This window comes from Kitasatospora sp. NPDC058032, from assembly GCF_042885845.1.
In the GTDB taxonomy this organism is placed as follows: domain Bacteria; phylum Actinomycetota; class Actinomycetes; order Streptomycetales; family Streptomycetaceae; genus Kitasatospora.
This window is the reverse complement of record NZ_JBHVRK010000015.1, coordinates 161,995-176,134: the sequence shown is the minus strand read 5'-3', so window position 1 is coordinate 176,134 and position 14,140 is coordinate 161,995. Positions and strand designations below refer to the sequence as shown.

12 protein-coding genes are annotated in these 14,140 nt (G+C 75.3%); 3 read left to right on the top strand and 9 right to left on the bottom strand.

Annotated elements, in window-relative coordinates; genetic code table 11:
- The 4 genes from fxsA to ACFVUH_RS24020 form a co-directional block, all read right to left on the bottom strand.
- On the bottom strand, nt 1–582 hold the full coding sequence (gene fxsA / locus ACFVUH_RS24035; RefSeq protein ID WP_387915285.1) for an FxsA family membrane protein: 582 nt from the start codon (nt 580–582) through the stop codon (nt 1–3).
- A 79-nt stretch (nt 583–661) separates the two neighbouring features.
- Nucleotides 662–2,299 (bottom strand): apolipoprotein N-acyltransferase, encoded by a 1,638-nt coding sequence (gene lnt, locus ACFVUH_RS24030; protein WP_387915284.1) that lies wholly within the window; start codon nt 2,297–2,299, stop codon nt 662–664.
- Nucleotides 2,300–2,472: 173 nt separating this feature from the next.
- Complete coding sequence (locus ACFVUH_RS24025; RefSeq protein WP_387915283.1) at nt 2,473–4,098, bottom strand: amidohydrolase; 1,626 nt, start codon at nt 4,096–4,098, stop codon at nt 2,473–2,475.
- A 31-nt stretch (nt 4,099–4,129) separates the two neighbouring features.
- The gene (locus ACFVUH_RS24020; protein WP_350541033.1) at nt 4,130–4,570 is read right to left on the bottom strand and encodes an Lrp/AsnC family transcriptional regulator; all 441 of its coding nucleotides are present in this window, start codon (nt 4,568–4,570) and stop codon (nt 4,130–4,132) included.
- Nucleotides 4,571–4,846: 276 nt separating this feature from the next.
- On the opposite strand from ACFVUH_RS24020, the gene ACFVUH_RS24015 reads away from it, so the two are divergent.
- Nucleotides 4,847–5,299: a hypothetical protein gene (locus tag ACFVUH_RS24015; RefSeq protein ID WP_387915282.1), complete on the top strand. Its 453-nt coding sequence runs from the start codon at nt 4,847–4,849 to the stop codon at nt 5,297–5,299.
- A 154-nt stretch (nt 5,300–5,453) separates the two neighbouring features.
- Here the strand turns inward: ACFVUH_RS24015 and ACFVUH_RS24010 are convergent, their stop codons facing one another.
- Nucleotides 5,454–6,614, bottom strand: coding sequence for an acyl-CoA dehydrogenase family protein (locus tag ACFVUH_RS24010; RefSeq protein WP_387915281.1), 1,161 nt, complete (start codon nt 6,612–6,614; stop codon nt 5,454–5,456).
- 247 nt (nt 6,615–6,861) lie between these two features.
- Here ACFVUH_RS24010 and ACFVUH_RS24005 point away from each other — a divergent pair, with 247 nt between their 5' ends.
- Nucleotides 6,862–7,515, top strand: a complete 654-nt coding sequence (locus tag ACFVUH_RS24005; RefSeq protein ID WP_387915314.1) for a uridine kinase — start codon at nt 6,862–6,864, stop codon at nt 7,513–7,515.
- A gap of 371 nt (nt 7,516–7,886) precedes the next feature.
- A complete protein-coding gene (locus tag ACFVUH_RS24000; RefSeq protein ID WP_387915313.1) occupies nt 7,887–9,965 on the top strand; it encodes an AAA family ATPase in 2,079 nt (692 codons plus the stop codon).
- 37 nt (nt 9,966–10,002) lie between these two features.
- Here ACFVUH_RS24000 and ACFVUH_RS23995 read toward each other — a convergent pair whose 3' ends face one another.
- The 4 genes from ACFVUH_RS23995 to ACFVUH_RS23980 form a co-directional block, all read right to left on the bottom strand.
- Nucleotides 10,003–10,986 (bottom strand): NAD-dependent epimerase/dehydratase family protein, encoded by a 984-nt coding sequence (locus ACFVUH_RS23995; RefSeq protein WP_387915280.1) that lies wholly within the window; start codon nt 10,984–10,986, stop codon nt 10,003–10,005.
- Between the two features lie 100 nt (nt 10,987–11,086).
- Nucleotides 11,087–12,133, bottom strand: a complete 1,047-nt coding sequence (locus ACFVUH_RS23990; protein ID WP_355365586.1) for a hemolysin family protein — start codon at nt 12,131–12,133, stop codon at nt 11,087–11,089.
- The gene (locus tag ACFVUH_RS23985) at nt 12,130–13,473 is read right to left on the bottom strand and encodes a hemolysin family protein (protein ID WP_387915279.1); all 1,344 of its coding nucleotides are present in this window, start codon (nt 13,471–13,473) and stop codon (nt 12,130–12,132) included. Before ACFVUH_RS23985 ends, ACFVUH_RS23990 begins: the two co-directional genes overlap by 4 nt.
- A 197-nt stretch (nt 13,474–13,670) precedes the next feature.
- Entirely contained in the window at nt 13,671–14,105 is a 435-nt protein-coding gene (locus ACFVUH_RS23980; protein WP_387915278.1) for a PH domain-containing protein, read from the bottom strand.
- Nucleotides 14,106–14,140: the final 35 nt, after the last annotated feature.

Below are 14,140 nucleotides of genomic sequence, written 5' to 3'. Positions count from 1 at the left end.
TCAGCCGTTGATCGGCGGGCGGTAGGTGGTGTCCGGACCCTGCGGGCCGGCCTGCGGGCCATCGCCCGGCTCGACCACCTCGCCCTGGATCACCTTGCCGTCCGGGCGGTGGATGCGCAGCTGCTCCTGCAGCCGCATCGCGTCCGCGAGCGGGTCGGCGCCGACGCCCGCGGTGGAGCGCAGCGCCTTGTCGGCCACCCGGCGCCCGGCCGCCCGCCACAGCACGCGGGTCGGCGGGAACAGCAGGGTCAGTGCCAGGGCGTCCGAGAGGAAGCCGGGCAGGATCAGCAGCAGGCCGGCCAGCACGGTCAGGCTGGTCCCGGTCTGCGGCTGCTTGGACTTCGGGTCGCGGGTCTGCTCGAAGGCCGCCGACAGCGCCCGCGCGCCGGCCCGCTTGATCAGCGAGCCGCCGATCACCGCGCCGGCGATCAGCAGCAGCACCACGGTCAGGCCGCCCAGCCACGAGCCGACCTGGACCAGCAGCCAGATCTCCAGCACCAGCCAGGCGGTCAGCAGCAGCGGCAGCACCCGCCGCAGCTTCGAGCGCGGCGCCGGACGGGCGGGGGAAGCTTGCTGGGTCACGGTACGAATCCACTCCAGGCGGTGCTCTGCGCGCCGCACGGGAGGTCCGGGCCGGCTACGGCACCACCTGGTCCAACGGTCAGCCGGCGGCCGGTGTTCCATCCGGGGTGCCGGCCGCGTCGCTCCGCCGCCTGCGGGCGAGCAGGACGCCGCCGGCGCAGGCGAGCAGGCCGGCCACGGCGAGGGTCCACTCGGGGACGGCGCCGACCCGGTCGGCGACGGTGGTGCCGTCGCGCAGCGGGACGGTCGCGGACAGCTCGGCCGCGGTCAGCTCCTCGGTGCGCTGGACGACGGTGCCGTCCGGAGCGATCACCGCGCTGATGCCACTGGTCGCGGCGATCAGCACCGCGCGGCCGTGCTCGACGGCGCGCAGCCGGCTCATCGCGAGCTGCTGCTCCGGCTGGCCGGTCTTGGCGTAGGTGGCGTTGTTGGTCTGCACGACGAGCACCCGGGCGCCCTGGTCGACGGTGTCGCGGACGATCTCGTCGTAGGCGACCTCGAAGCAGATGACGTCGCCGATCCGGGCCGGGCCGAGCTGCATGACGCCGTTGTGGTCGCCGGGGTAGAAGTCCCGGGCGACCCGCTGGAGCCGGGTGATGACCTTGGACAGCTGGTCGCGGAAGGGCACGTACTCGCCGAACGGCACCGGGTGCTGCTTGGTGTAGGAGGCGCCGGGGCCGGTCGTCGGGTCCCAGACGATGCCCTCGTTCTGCACGTGCTGCTCGTCGGGGCCGTCCACCAGGGTGCCGACCAGGGTGGGCACCCCGATCGCCCGCACCGCCTCGTCGATCCGCGCGTAGGCCAGCGGGTCGCTGAACGGGTCGAGGTCGGAGGAGTTCTCCGGCCAGATCACGATGTCCGGCTTCTCGGCCCGGCCGGCCTTGATGTCGGCGGCGAGCTTCTCGGTGGCGGCGGCGTGGTTGTTGAGCACCATCATCGGGCGGCCGAGGAAGTCCATGCCGGGGTTGGGCACGTTGCCCTGGACGATGGCCACCTTGACGGTGTCGGCGGGCGCGGTGGGCACCGGCACCAGGTAGCCGGCGAGCAGCGCGGCGACGGCGCCGAGCCCGGCCGCCGCGGCCTGCACGGGGCGGCGCGCGGTGCCGCGGCCGGCCGCCCGCACGGCGGCCCAGGCCAGCAGGGTGCCGGAGAGGGCGACCGCGAAGGTCACCAGCGGGGCGCCGCCGAGCGCGGCCAGCGGGGTGTACGGGGTGGCGGTGTTGGCGAACGCGAGCCGGCCCCAGGGGAAGCCGCCGAGCGGCAACCGGTCGCGGGCCCACTCCTGGGTGATCCACAGGCAGGCGCCCCAGAGCGGCCAGGCGGGCAGCCGGGAGGTGACCGCGAGGCCGGCGCCGAGGACGGCCAGGAAGAGCGCCTCGACGACCGAGAGGCCGACGGTGGCGTCCCAGCCGATCACCCGCAGCCAGCTGAGCAGCATCAGGAAGAACGGCAGGCCGAAGGCGAAGCCGGTCCAGGCGGCCTGCCGGGCGGTGCGGCCCCGGGTGAGCAGCGAGAGCGCGGTGACACCGAGGACCGAGAACGGCCACAGGTCGAAGGGCGGGAAGGCCAGCGCGAGCAGCAGCCCGGCGAGCGCGGCCAGCCCGGTGCGGGGAAGGCCGGCCCGCAGTCTGGCGAGGGCGCGGGCGCCGCGGCCCGGGCCTGATGCCTCGTCGGGGGTCTCGGGTGCGGTCCCGGACCGCTCCTGGGTGACGGGCATGGCCACCGTCGCACCATCTCTCTCGCCGCCGCCCCGCGGGGGGTACGGGGACGGCTGTTCGGACGCTGTCCGAAGAAGGTACCCCGGAACGACACCCGGCCGTGAGCTGAGGGTCGTAGCGGAGGCGGGCGGGTGGTCCGGGGACCTCCTGCCCGCCTCCGTGGCGCCCGGTGCTACTCGGCGGCGGCCAGGTGGACTGTGCGGCCGCGGACCACGGTGCGCAGGCAGGTGGGCAGCGGCTCGCCGGGGGTGAGGTCGGGCAGGCCCGGGGTGCCGGAGCGCGGGTCGGTGGACCAGCCGGCCACCCGGTCGTCCGGGGCCTGGACGACCAGATCGCCCGCGGCCCAGACGGCGAAGCTGGCGACCGCGCCGGGGACGAGCACGCCGTCCTGGTCGCGGCCGATCGCGCGCCAGCCGCCGCGGGTGTGGGCGGTGAACGCGGCCCGCACCGAGATCCGGTGCTCGGGGGTGCGGTGGAAGGCGGCGGCCCGGACGGTGCCCCAGGGGTCGAGCGCGGTGACCGGGGCGTCCGAGCCGAAGGCCAGCGGGACGCCGGAGCGCAGCAGCGCGGCGAAGGGGTTGAGCGCGGCGGCCCGCTCGGCGCCCAGGCGCTGGACGTACATGCCGTCCGGGCCGCCCCAGGCGGCGTCGAAGGCGGGCTGCACGGAGGCGGTCAGGCCGAGTTCGGCGAAGGCGGCGACGGTCTTGTCGTCCAGCGCCTCGGCGTGCTCGACGCGGTGGCGCAGCGCCCGGATGCGGTCGGCGCCGACCCGGTCGCCGGCGGCCCGGACGCCCTCGACGACGGCGGCGATCGCGGCGTCGCCGATCGCGTGGAACCCGGCCTGGAGGCCGGCCTCGGTGCAGGCGGCGACGTGGTCGGCGACCTGGGCGGCGGTGAGGTAGGCGGCGCCGGTGTGCGCGGCGTCGCTGTAGTCGCGGTGCAGGCAGGCGGTGTGCGAGCCGAGCGCGCCGTCGACGAAGAGGTCGCCGCCGGCGCCGACCGCGCCGAGCCGGCGGGCGGTCTCGACGCCGCCGCGCTCGCTCAGCTCGCCCCAGTAGCCGAACACCTCGGGGCCCTCGCCCTCGGCGGCCAGCTCCAGCAGGGCGGCGAGGTCCTGCTCGGAGGAGACCTCGGGGCCGGCGCACTCGTGCAGGGCGCCGATCCCGAGCTCGGCGGCGCGGGCCAGGGCGGCGCGCTGGGCGCGGCGGCGCTGCTCGGGGGTGAGACGGCCGAGCGCGGTCTGCCGCACGGCGTGGTGGGCGTCGCGGGTGAGCGGGCCGTCGGCGTCGTGGCCGGGCCGCTCGGCGAGGCCCTCGGTCAGCGCGCGCAGGGCGCTGGTGGCGAGGCCGGAGTGCACGTCGGTGCGGGAGAGGTAGACGGCGGCGCCCGCGGCGGCGTCGTCCAGCTCGGCGAGGGTGGGCGGGCGGCCCTCCGGCCAGCCGGTCTCGTCCCAGCCGTGGCCGATCAGCACGCCGCCGGGCTGCTGCTCGGCGGCGACGAAGGCGCTGATCGCGGCCAGGGCGGCGGCCAGCGAGGGGACGCCGGTGAGGTCGAGGCCGGTGAGCGCGAGGCCCGCGGAGGTGGTGTGCACATGGGCGTCCACGAAGGCGGGGGTGACCAGGGCTCCGTCCAGTTCGACGATCTCGTCGGCGGTCTGCGCGTACGCCTCGGCGGCGCCGTCGCTGCCGACCCAGGCGACGTGCTCGCCCTCGACGAGCATGGCGGTGGCGAAGGGGTCGGCGGGGCTGTAGACGGCGCCGCCGCGCAGCAGGACGGTCCGGAGGGTGCGTTCGGTCATGCGGCCTAGTCTGCACCCCCGCGCGGACCGGTCAGAGCTTCGGGGGTCGGGCCTCGTAGGGGGTGGACAGGACGACGGTGGTGCGGGTGGAGACGCCGGCGGCGCTGCGGATGCGGGCCAGCAGGTCCTCCAGGTCGCCGGGGGCGCCGACGCGGACCTTGAGGATGTAGTTCTCGTCACCGGCGACGCTGTGGCAGGCCTCGATCTCGGGCAGATCGGCCAGCCGCTCGGGCGTGTCGTCCGGGGCGCTGGGGTCGAAGGGTTTGACCGAGATGAAGGCGGTGAGCGCCAGGTCGACGGCGTCCGGGTCGACGATCGCGGTGTAACCGCGGATCACCCCGCGCTGTTCGAGCCGGCGCACCCGCTGGTGCACCGCCGAGGTGGACAGGCCGGTGGCCTTGCCCAGGTCCGTGTAGCTCATCCGGCCGTCCTGGAGGAGCAGCTGGACGATGCGTTGGTCGAGATCCTCCACAAGGCGCAAACCTACCCCCTCGGGGGCGCGCGGATCGCGGCACGGGGGGCGCACGGCCTCCGGCCTCGGAGGGCGCGTGCGGCGGCAAGGAGGGGGGCGCGCGATGTCACCCTGCGCGCCCCGGGGTACCGCGGGGCACATGCCGGACGAATGTGGCGAAGGACACACCCGGTGCATCACAGTGCGACGGACCGCAGGGTTATGAGTCCGTTTCGGCGGGAAGTGCTGGTTGTGGCCCCGGGCGACCACGCCGGGCCCGATCCGAGGGGGATCACCATGCGCGTTACCGACCAGCGCCCGACGGGCGCGGACGACGCCCACGATACGACCGACCGCGCGGACCTCGCGGTCCCCAACGAGACCGCGCCGGAGGTGGATCCGGGCGAGGTCGACGGCTGGGAGATCGTCCGGGTGCACTGCCCGTCGTGCCGGCGCCCGATCGCCCTCGTGGGCGACGAGGAGCGGCTGCCGCAGCACGCCGTCCTGCCGCGGCCCTGGCACCCCTTCTCGCCCACCCTCTGCCCCGGTTCGGGCGCGCCGACGGACGACCTCTTCGAGGTGGACAGCGAGGAGGAGGCCGGGTCCGCGGGCCCGGACGCGCTGCTCACGCCGCCGGGCGAACTCGACTGGCGCACCCAGCCGTTCTCCCACGCGACGGTGCACCGCCCGGTCCGCTCGGCCGTCGCGCCGGCCATCCCGGAGCAGCGCGGCCGGTTCTCGCGGCGCTGAACCCCCGCCCGCCGCACGGTCGCCGACGGTACGTCAGAACGGCCCCCGGGCGTCACTCCGCACCCTGGAGTGACGCCCGGGGGCCGTTCCGGGCCGCCCCGCCCGGCGTCCGCGCGGGGCGGGCGCCGGGGGCGGCCGGTCAGGGGGGCCGGGACTACTTGGTGAGGTGGCGGCCGATCACCAGGCGCTGGATCTGGTTGGTGCCCTCGACGATCTGCAGCACCTTGGCCTCGCGCATGAAGCGCTCGGCCGGGAAGTCCTGGGTGTAGCCGTAGCCGCCGAGCACCTGGACGGCGTCGGTGGTCACCCGCATCACGGTGTCGGTGCAGAACAGCTTGGCCATCGCCGCCTCCTTGGAGAACGCCAGACCGGCGTCCCGGCGGCGGGCCGCGGACAGGTAGAGCGCGCGGCCGGCCTCGACCTGGGTGGCCATGTCGGCGAGCATGAACGACAGGCCCTGGAAGTCGGCGATCGGACGGCCGAACTGGCGGCGGGTGCGCGCGTAGTCGACGGCGACGTCGAGCGCGGCCTGGGCGACCCCGATCGCGCAGGCGGCGATGCCGAGCCGGCCGGAGTCCAGCGCGGCGAGCGCGATCTGGAAGCCCTGGCCCTCGGCGCCCACCAGCCGCTCGCGGGGGACCCGGGCGCCGTCGAAGTGCAGCTGGGCGGTCGGCGAGGACTTCATGCCCATCTTGTGCTCCGGCGGGGCCGCCGAGAGGCCGGGCTGGGTGCCGGGCACCAGCAGGCAGCTGATCCCGCGCGCCCCCTCCTCGCCGGTGCGCACCAGCGCGCTGTAGAAGTCGGCCTGGCCGCCGTGGGTGATCCAGGCCTTGGTGCCGTTCACCACGTACTCGTCGCCGTCCAGGTCGGCGCGGGTGCGCAGGGCGGCGGCGTCGGAGCCGGACTGCGGCTCGGAGAGGCAGTAGGCGCCGAGCTGCTCGCCGGAGAGCATGCCGGGCAGCCAGCGCTCGCGCTGCTCGTCGGTGCCGAAGGTGGCCAGGGCGTGGCAGGAGAGGGTGTGCACGCTGACGCCGAGGCCGACGGCCAGCCAGCCGGCCGCCAGCTCCTCCAGGACCTGGAGGTAGACCTCGTAGGGCTGCTCGCCGCCGCCGTACCGCTCGTCGTAGGGCAGCGAGAGCAGGCCGGCCTCGCCGAGCGTGCGGAAGACCTCGCGCGGGAACCGGCCGGCGGCCTCGTCCTCCGCGGCGCGCGGCTGCAGCTCGCGCTGGACGAGGTCCCGCGTCAGGTGGAGGAGCTCGCGGGCCTCCTCGCTGGGCAGCTGGCGGTCGACGGCCTTCGCGGGGGAGGTGGTCATGGTGGCTGGTTCGCCTCCTCGGTCGTGCGCCGGGCCGCCCGGATGTGGTCGGGCCCGCGCGGGGTGTGGCAGCTCGGCGCGGCCGGCACCGGGTCGCGGTGAACGGCCGTTCACATGCTCGGCGATGCGAGTATGCCCGATCGCGGCCCCGCCGTCACGACCTGCACCGGATCACTGTCCGCATCGGCACACCGGTCCCCGTAGGGTTGCCGATGTGGCTTCTTCCGAGACTTCCGCCGCCCCGGTAGTGGGGACACGCACCGCCGACGCGCCCGACGCGCTCGACCCGCGCGCCGAACTCGACGCGCTCGCGGCCGAGCTGCGGGCGCTGCCGCCGTCCTGCGGCCCGGTGCGGCTGGTCGCGGTGGACGGGCACGCGGGCTCGGGCAAGACGACCTTCGCCGGCCGGCTGTCGGCCGCGCTGGGCGGCGCCCCGGTGGTGCACCTGGACGACCTCGCGACGCACGCCGAGCCGTTCGAGTGGTGCGGGCGGCTGCGCGCCCAGGTGCTGGAGCCGCTGGCCGCCGGCCGGGACGCGCGGTACGCGGTGTACGACTGGACGCTGCGCCGGTTCGCGGGGACGGCCGCGGTGCCGCTCGCGCCGGTGGTACTGGTCGAGGGGGTGGGCGCCGGGCGGCGCGCCGTGCGCCCGTGGCTGAGCCGGCTGGTGTGGATGGAGCTGGACGCGGCGGCGGCCCGGCGGCGCGGCGAGCAGCGCGACGGTCCCCGGCTGGCGGAGTTCTGGGCCGGCTGGGCCGTCGCCGAATCGGCGCATTTCGCCGCGGACCCGAGCCGTCCGTACGCCGCAACGGTGGTCGACGGGGTGACCGGCCGGATCGCGCCGAGCACCGTCGGTGAACCTTCAACAATCCCCTTGACCTGCGGCGTCGCCAGGAAATAGGTTCACACCTGTTGCCGGAATGACGCATTCCGCAACCTCGGACCCGGTATTCCCGGCTTGTTCCCCCGTGAGCCGGGGATACCGTCCGACCTCCCCGCGCCGGATTCGGCCATCCGTCAACGGCCGTCCGCCGGATCGCTTTTGACATCGTGCGGCACCCTTCCGGATCAGCTCCGCGCCGGTACGATTCCTGGCAGGCGCATGTGCGCCCCGGGGGCAGACGACCACCGGCGGGGTCCGCAACGCCACCGCACCAGCCGGGCCCCGAGCCACACCGCGGGGGGCGTTGAGTGACGACGGACAGTTCCCAGAGCAGCAACGCGGGCGGCCCGGCACCGAACCGGCTCGCCGACCGCGCCTGGCTGCGTGCCATGGACGCCTACACGGCCGGGGCGTACAGCCGCGCCGAGGAGGAGTTCCGCGCGGCCGTGCGGCTCGACCCCGGCATGGCCGACGCCTGGCTCGGCCTGCACGCGCTGCGCAGCGACACCTCCGGCGCGCTGCTCGCGATGTACCGCCACCGCACACGGTTCGGCGAGCAGCGCCGTCGGCACGCCCGGCCGCTCAGCTCCTGGTACTGGCTGGGCTGGTGGGTGCAGCCGGTGCTGGAGAGCCCCCGCGACCTCGCCCTCGCGCACGCCTCGCACTGGCTGGACGGTCGTCATCTCGCCGAGCTGGAGCAGGCGTTGCAGCAGTGCCCGACCCCCGCCGAGGACCCTTCGGCGCGTTTCCTCAACGCCTGCCGCTCCTATCTGCTCAAGGACTGGGAGCAGTTGATCCGGGACACCGACCGGCTGCTCGACGACCCGCTGCTCGGCATCGAGGCCGGGCTGTTCGCCGGCATGGCGAGGGTCCGGCTGGACATGTGCGCCCAGGCCCAGACCCCGCTCGCCGCCTCGCTCGCCCGCTGCCGCTCCGAGCAGCCGCAGCGCAAGGAGCTGCGGTACTGGCTGGGCCGCGCCTACGAGGGCGCCGGGCGCAGCGCCGCCGCGTTACCGCTCTACCGGGCGGTGCACCGGGCCGATCCGGCGTTCATGGACACCGCGGCCCGGCTCGCGGCGATCTCGGCCGAGGACGCCGTCGCCGACACCCTGCTGGACACCGTCGTGGGCGGTGGCCGGGAGGCCGGCCGCACGGGCGGGCCGGAGGAGGACGCGCTGGACGCCGCGCTGCTGGACCAGCCGGACTTCGAGGCGTTCGGCATCGACCCGCTCGGGACGGACGGCGCGCCGGCCTCCCCCGGCGTCCCGGACCCCTTCGGCGGGCCGGTCCTCGGCGGGCCGGACCTCGACGATCCGCTTCTGGACGGGGCCGGCGCGGCGGACGCGGCCGACGGCGCGGGCGAGCCGGACCCGGACGGCGCCGCGCCGGACGACGACGGCTTCCCGGTCGTCCCGACCGGCGCCGGACCGGGCGGCGCGGGCACCGACAACCGGTCCGGCGGCACCGGCGCACCTCCCCCGCTGGCCACCGGCGGGCGCACCGGCTCCACCGCGCCGCAGCCCGCCGCCGGCTCCACCGCGGCGCCGGCGCGCGGCGAGGCTGCGCTCCCCCGGGTCGCCAACGCCTATCCGGCCCTCGAACGCGACGGCGACCAGGCCGAGTTGGACGCCGCGCTGGCCGAACTCTCCCGGATGGTCGGCCTGGAGCCGGTCAAGCGGCAGGTCCGGGCGCTGTCCGCGCAGCTGCGGATGGCCCGGCTGCGCGCCGAACAGGGCCTGCCGGTCCAGCCGCCCAAACGCCACTTCGTCTTCTCCGGCCCCTCCGGCACCGGCAAGACCACCGTCGCCCGGATCCTCGGCCGGGTCTTCCACGCCCTCGGCCTGCTCTCCGGCGACCATCTGGTGGAGGCCCAACGGGCGGACCTGGTGGGCGAATTCCTCGGCCAGACCGCCGTCAAGGCGAACGAGCTGATCGACTCCGCGCTGGACGGCGTGCTCTTCATCGACGAGGCCTACAGCCTCTCCAACTCCGGCTACAGCAAGGGCGACGCCTACGGCGACGAGGCGCTCCAGGTGCTGCTCAAGCGCGCCGAGGACAACCGGGACCGGCTGGTGGTGATCCTGGCCGGCTACCCCGAGGGCATGAACCGGCTGCTGGCGGCCAACCCCGGCCTCAACTCCCGCTTCACCACCCGGGTCGACTTCCCCAGCTACCGCCCCGGCGAGCTGACCGCGATCGGCGCGGCGCTCGCCGGGCAGGACGGCGACGGCTGGGACGAGGACGCCGCCGAGGAACTGGCCTCGATCTGCACCCATGTGGTCCGCGAGGGCTGGATCGACGAGCTCGGCAACGGCCGGTTCATCCGCACCCTGTACGAGAAGTCCTGCGCCTACCGGGACCTGCGGCTGACCCTGCTGCGCGAGCCGCCCGGCCGGGAGGACCTCGCGACGCTGCGGCTGCCGGACCTGGTGCAGGCCTACGGCGAGCTGATCGACGGCCGGGGCTGAGACCGCGCGCACGGCCCGGCCCCGGGCGTCCGCCGACTCAGCCGGCCAGGGCCGCCGCCTCGGTCCGCGGGTCCAGCCCCACCGCCGGCCGGTCCGGGCGCCGCGGCGCGACGCCGCCGATCGACCGCAGCCAGGCCCAGGTGTCGGCGACCGTCTCGGCCGTCGGCCGGCAGCGCAGCCCGGCGGCCAGCGCCTTGGTGGCGGCCGCGCCGTGCATGCTGTCGTGGAACTCGCCCGGCGGCACCCAGAACGGCAGCTGGGTCCACGGCTCGATGCCGGCGGCGGCGATCGCCTCCGGGGCCGTCCAGCGCAGCTCGGCGTCCGAGCCGGTGACCGCCGCACAGGCCTCCAGCAGCTCGCCCATGCTGCTGTGGCCGGGCGGGGCGACCAGGTCGTACGGGCCGCCGAGGCCGGCCGCGAGGGCGTCCAGGGTCCAGTCGGCGAGGTCGCGGACGTCGATGAACTGGAGGGCGAGGTCGCGCGGGCCGGGCGCGAGCACCGGGCCGCCCCGGGCGATCCGGTTCAGCCACCAGGGCAGCCGGCCGATGTTCTCGTAGCGGCCGACGATCAGCCCGGCGCGGACCAGCAGCGCCCGGTCGCCGAAGGCGTCCAGTGCCGCCAGCTCGCCGCCGCGCTTGGACTCGGCGTAGGGCACCTCGCCGTCGTCCGGCGAGCCCGCCACCGGCGGGGCGCTCTCGTCGGTCCCGACAGGGGTCGGGTACCCGTACACCGAGCGGCTGGACACGTACGCGTAGCGGCCGGCCCGGCCGGCCAGCAGACGGGCGCTGTCGCGCACCGCCGACGGGGCGGCCGACCAGGTGTCCACCACCGCGTCCCACTCCCCCTCGGCCAGCGCGGCGAGCCCGCCCTCGACCGTGCGGTCCCCGTGCAGGACCCGCGCCCCGGGCGGCGCGGCGTGCGTCCCCCGGTGGAAGACCGTGACCTCCCATCCCCGTTCCAGCGCCGCCTCGGCGACGGCCCGCCCCACGAACTCCGTACCACCCAGCAGGAGAAGTCTCATGCCGACCACCCTGCAGTCAGGGTGGCCGGCATGGGAACAGGCGCACGCTCAGAGCGGAATCGCCGAGAGCGAAGCGTCGACGGCAGCCCGGCGTCCGGCCCTACGCGGCGGAGCGGTGGTCCGGGTCGTGCACCTCGCCGACCAGCTCCTCCAGGACGTCCTCCAGCATCACCACGCCGAGCGTCCGCCCGTCCTGGTCGAGGACGGCCGCGAGGTGGCAGGCGGCCCGGCGCATGGCGCCCAGCGCGTCGTCCAGCGGCATGGTGCCGCGCAGCACGGTGATCGGCCGCCACAGGCGGGCCGGGACGGGCGTGGTCGGGTCCTCGACGTCCAGGATGTCCTTGAGGTGCAGGTACCCGAGGTAACCGTGGCCCGCCGGGTCACCGTCGGTGACCGGGAAGCGCGAGAAGCCGGTGCGCAGCGCCAGTTCCTCGATCTGCGCGGCGGTCACCTTGGTGTCGACGGTGACCAGCTGCTCGGGGGTGAGCAGGACGTCGGTGAGCGGGCGGCGGCCCAGCTCCAGGGCGTCCTCCAGGCGCTCCTGGCGGTCCTTCTCCAGCAGCCCGGCGTCCCCGGAGTCGGCGAGCAGGTAGATCAGCTGCTCGGTGGTGAACACCGACTCGACCTCGTCCTTGGCCTCCACCTTGAACAGCTTGAGCACGCCGTTGGCGAAGGTGTTGAGGAAGGAGATCACCGGGGCCAGCCAGCGGGCCAGGCGGTCCAGCGGCGGGCCGAGCCAGAGCGCGGCCTTCTCGGGGCCGGCCAGTGCCATGTTCTTCGGCACCATCTCGCCCATCACCATGTGCAGGTAGACCACGACGGCCAGCGCGATGCCGTACGCCAGCGGGTGCTGCAGGCCGGCCGGGATGCCGATCGCGTCGAACGGCCCCTCCAGCAGGTGGGCGATGGTCGGCTCGGCGAGCGCACCCAGGCCCAGCGAGCAGACGGTGATGCCGAGCTGGGCGGCGGCGAGCATCGCGGAGACGTTGGACAGGGCGTGCAGCACGGTGCGGGCACGCTTGTTGCCGGCCTCGGCGAGGGGTTCGATCTGGCTGCGCCGGACCGAGACGACGGCGAACTCGGCGCCGACGAAGAAGGCGTTGCCGAGCAGCAGCAGGACGGCGACGGCCAGTTGGAGCGCGGTCATCGGGTTCCGTCCTCGTCGTCGCCCAGGAAGTGGTGGTGGGCGGTGCGTTCCACCCGGACCCGGCTGGTGCGGTGCCGGTCCACGGCCTCGACGGTGAACCGCCAGCCGGGCAGCTCGGCCTGCTCACCGGGGACCGGCAGCTTGCCGAGCAGGTCGGCGACCAGGCCGGCCAGCGTCTCGTACGGCCCCTCCGGGGCGTGCAGGCCGATGGCCTCCAGCTGGTCGAGCCGGGCGCGGCCGTCGGCCGCCCAGACGGGCTGCCCCTCGACCGGCGGCAGCGACAGCAGCTCGGGGGTGTCGGCCGGGTCGTGCTCGTCCTGCACCGCGCCGACGATCTCCTCGACGATGTCCTCGACGGTGACGACGCCGGCGGTGCCGCCGTACTCGTCGACCACGATGGCCATCGGCTGCAGGCGGCGCAGCTGGTCGAGCAGCCGCTCGGCGGGGAGCGTCTCGGGCACCAGCAGCGGCGGGACGGCGAGGTCGGCGACCCGCACGGTGGCGCGCCGCTCGGCCGGGACGGCCAGCGCGTCCTTGAGCGTGACGGTGCCGGTGACCTCGTCGAGGCTGTCGGTGTAGACCGGGAAGCGGGACAGGCCGGTGGCCCGGGTCAGGTTGAGGACGTCGGCGGCGCTGGCGTCGCGCTGGAGCGCGGAGACGTCGACGCGCGGGGTCATCACGGACTGCGCGGTGAGCTCGCCGAGGCCGAGGGTCCGCACGAACAGGGTGGCCGACTCCTCGTCTATGGCGCCCGCCTTGGCGGAGTGCCGGGCGAGCGAGACCAGTTCGGCGGGGGTGCGGGCGTGGCCCAGCTCCTCCTGCGGCTCGATGCCGAAGGCGCGCACGGTGCGGTCGGCGGAGCCGTTGAGCACGCTGATCAGCGGGCGGCAGGCCCGGGAGAACGCCATGTGCGGGGCGGCGACCGCGCGGGCCACCTGGAGCGGGTGGGAGATCGCCCAGTTCTTCGGGACCAGCTCGCCGATCACCATCTGGACGACGGTGGCGAGCAGCATGCCGATGACCACGGCCGCGCCGCGGGCGGCGCCGGCGGGCAGGCCGATACCGGTGAACACCGGCTTCAGCAGGGTCGACAGCGCCGGCTCGGCGAGCATGCCGACCACCAGCGAGGTCACGGTGATGCCGAGTTGGGCGCCGGACAGTTCGAAGGAGAGGTGGCGCAGGGCCTTGGAGACCCGGCCGGACTTGGCGTCCCCGGTCTCGGCGGCGCGCTCGACGGCGCCGCGCTCCACGGTCACGAAGGCGAACTCGGCGGCCACGAAGAGGCCGTTGGCGAGGATGAGCAGGAGGGCTGCGAAGAGCAGCAGCCAGGCGGTGATCACAGTGCCGCCTGCCTTCCGTCGGCCGGAAGGAGGGCGGCGCAGGTACTACCGGACGGATCGTCCATGGACGGGGAGTGTCACTCCTCAGGTCGATTTCGGGCAGGGCAATGCCTTTGCCCCGCTTTTACCAGCGTAGACCATACCCGTGCGGACGTCGGATCCGCGTTCGGACCCGCCCGGCGGCCGACCGTCGTGGTTCAGGCGCCGTGGTGGACGACCAGGTCGCGCAGGGCGCGGGCGTCCGCGATGGCCTGCGCCTTGCCCACGCCGGACTGGATGCCGACGGCGGCCAGCGAGGTGCCGTCGGCGAGGTCGAGGGTGGCCCACGGGTCGCCCTGGCGGAAGTTCACGCCGACGATCTCGGCCCAGGCCAGCCGGCGGCTGCGGACGAAGTTGACCACGGTGACGCCCTCGGCGTCGGCGCTGACCCGCGGCCGGGCCAGCATCAGGCCGACGGCGGCGAACAGCACGCCGCTGACCGCCATCATGATCCGGTCGTTGAGCTGCCAGTTCGCCGGCAGGGCGACCGCCATCGCGGCGAACAGCACCACCAGCAGCGCGCAGACCGGCAGCAGCACGGCACGGGTGCGGCGCGGGGCCCAGGTGACGGGGAACTCGGCGGGGGTGGACACGAGGGGCTCCGGGGTGGTTCGTGGGTCGGGCAGCG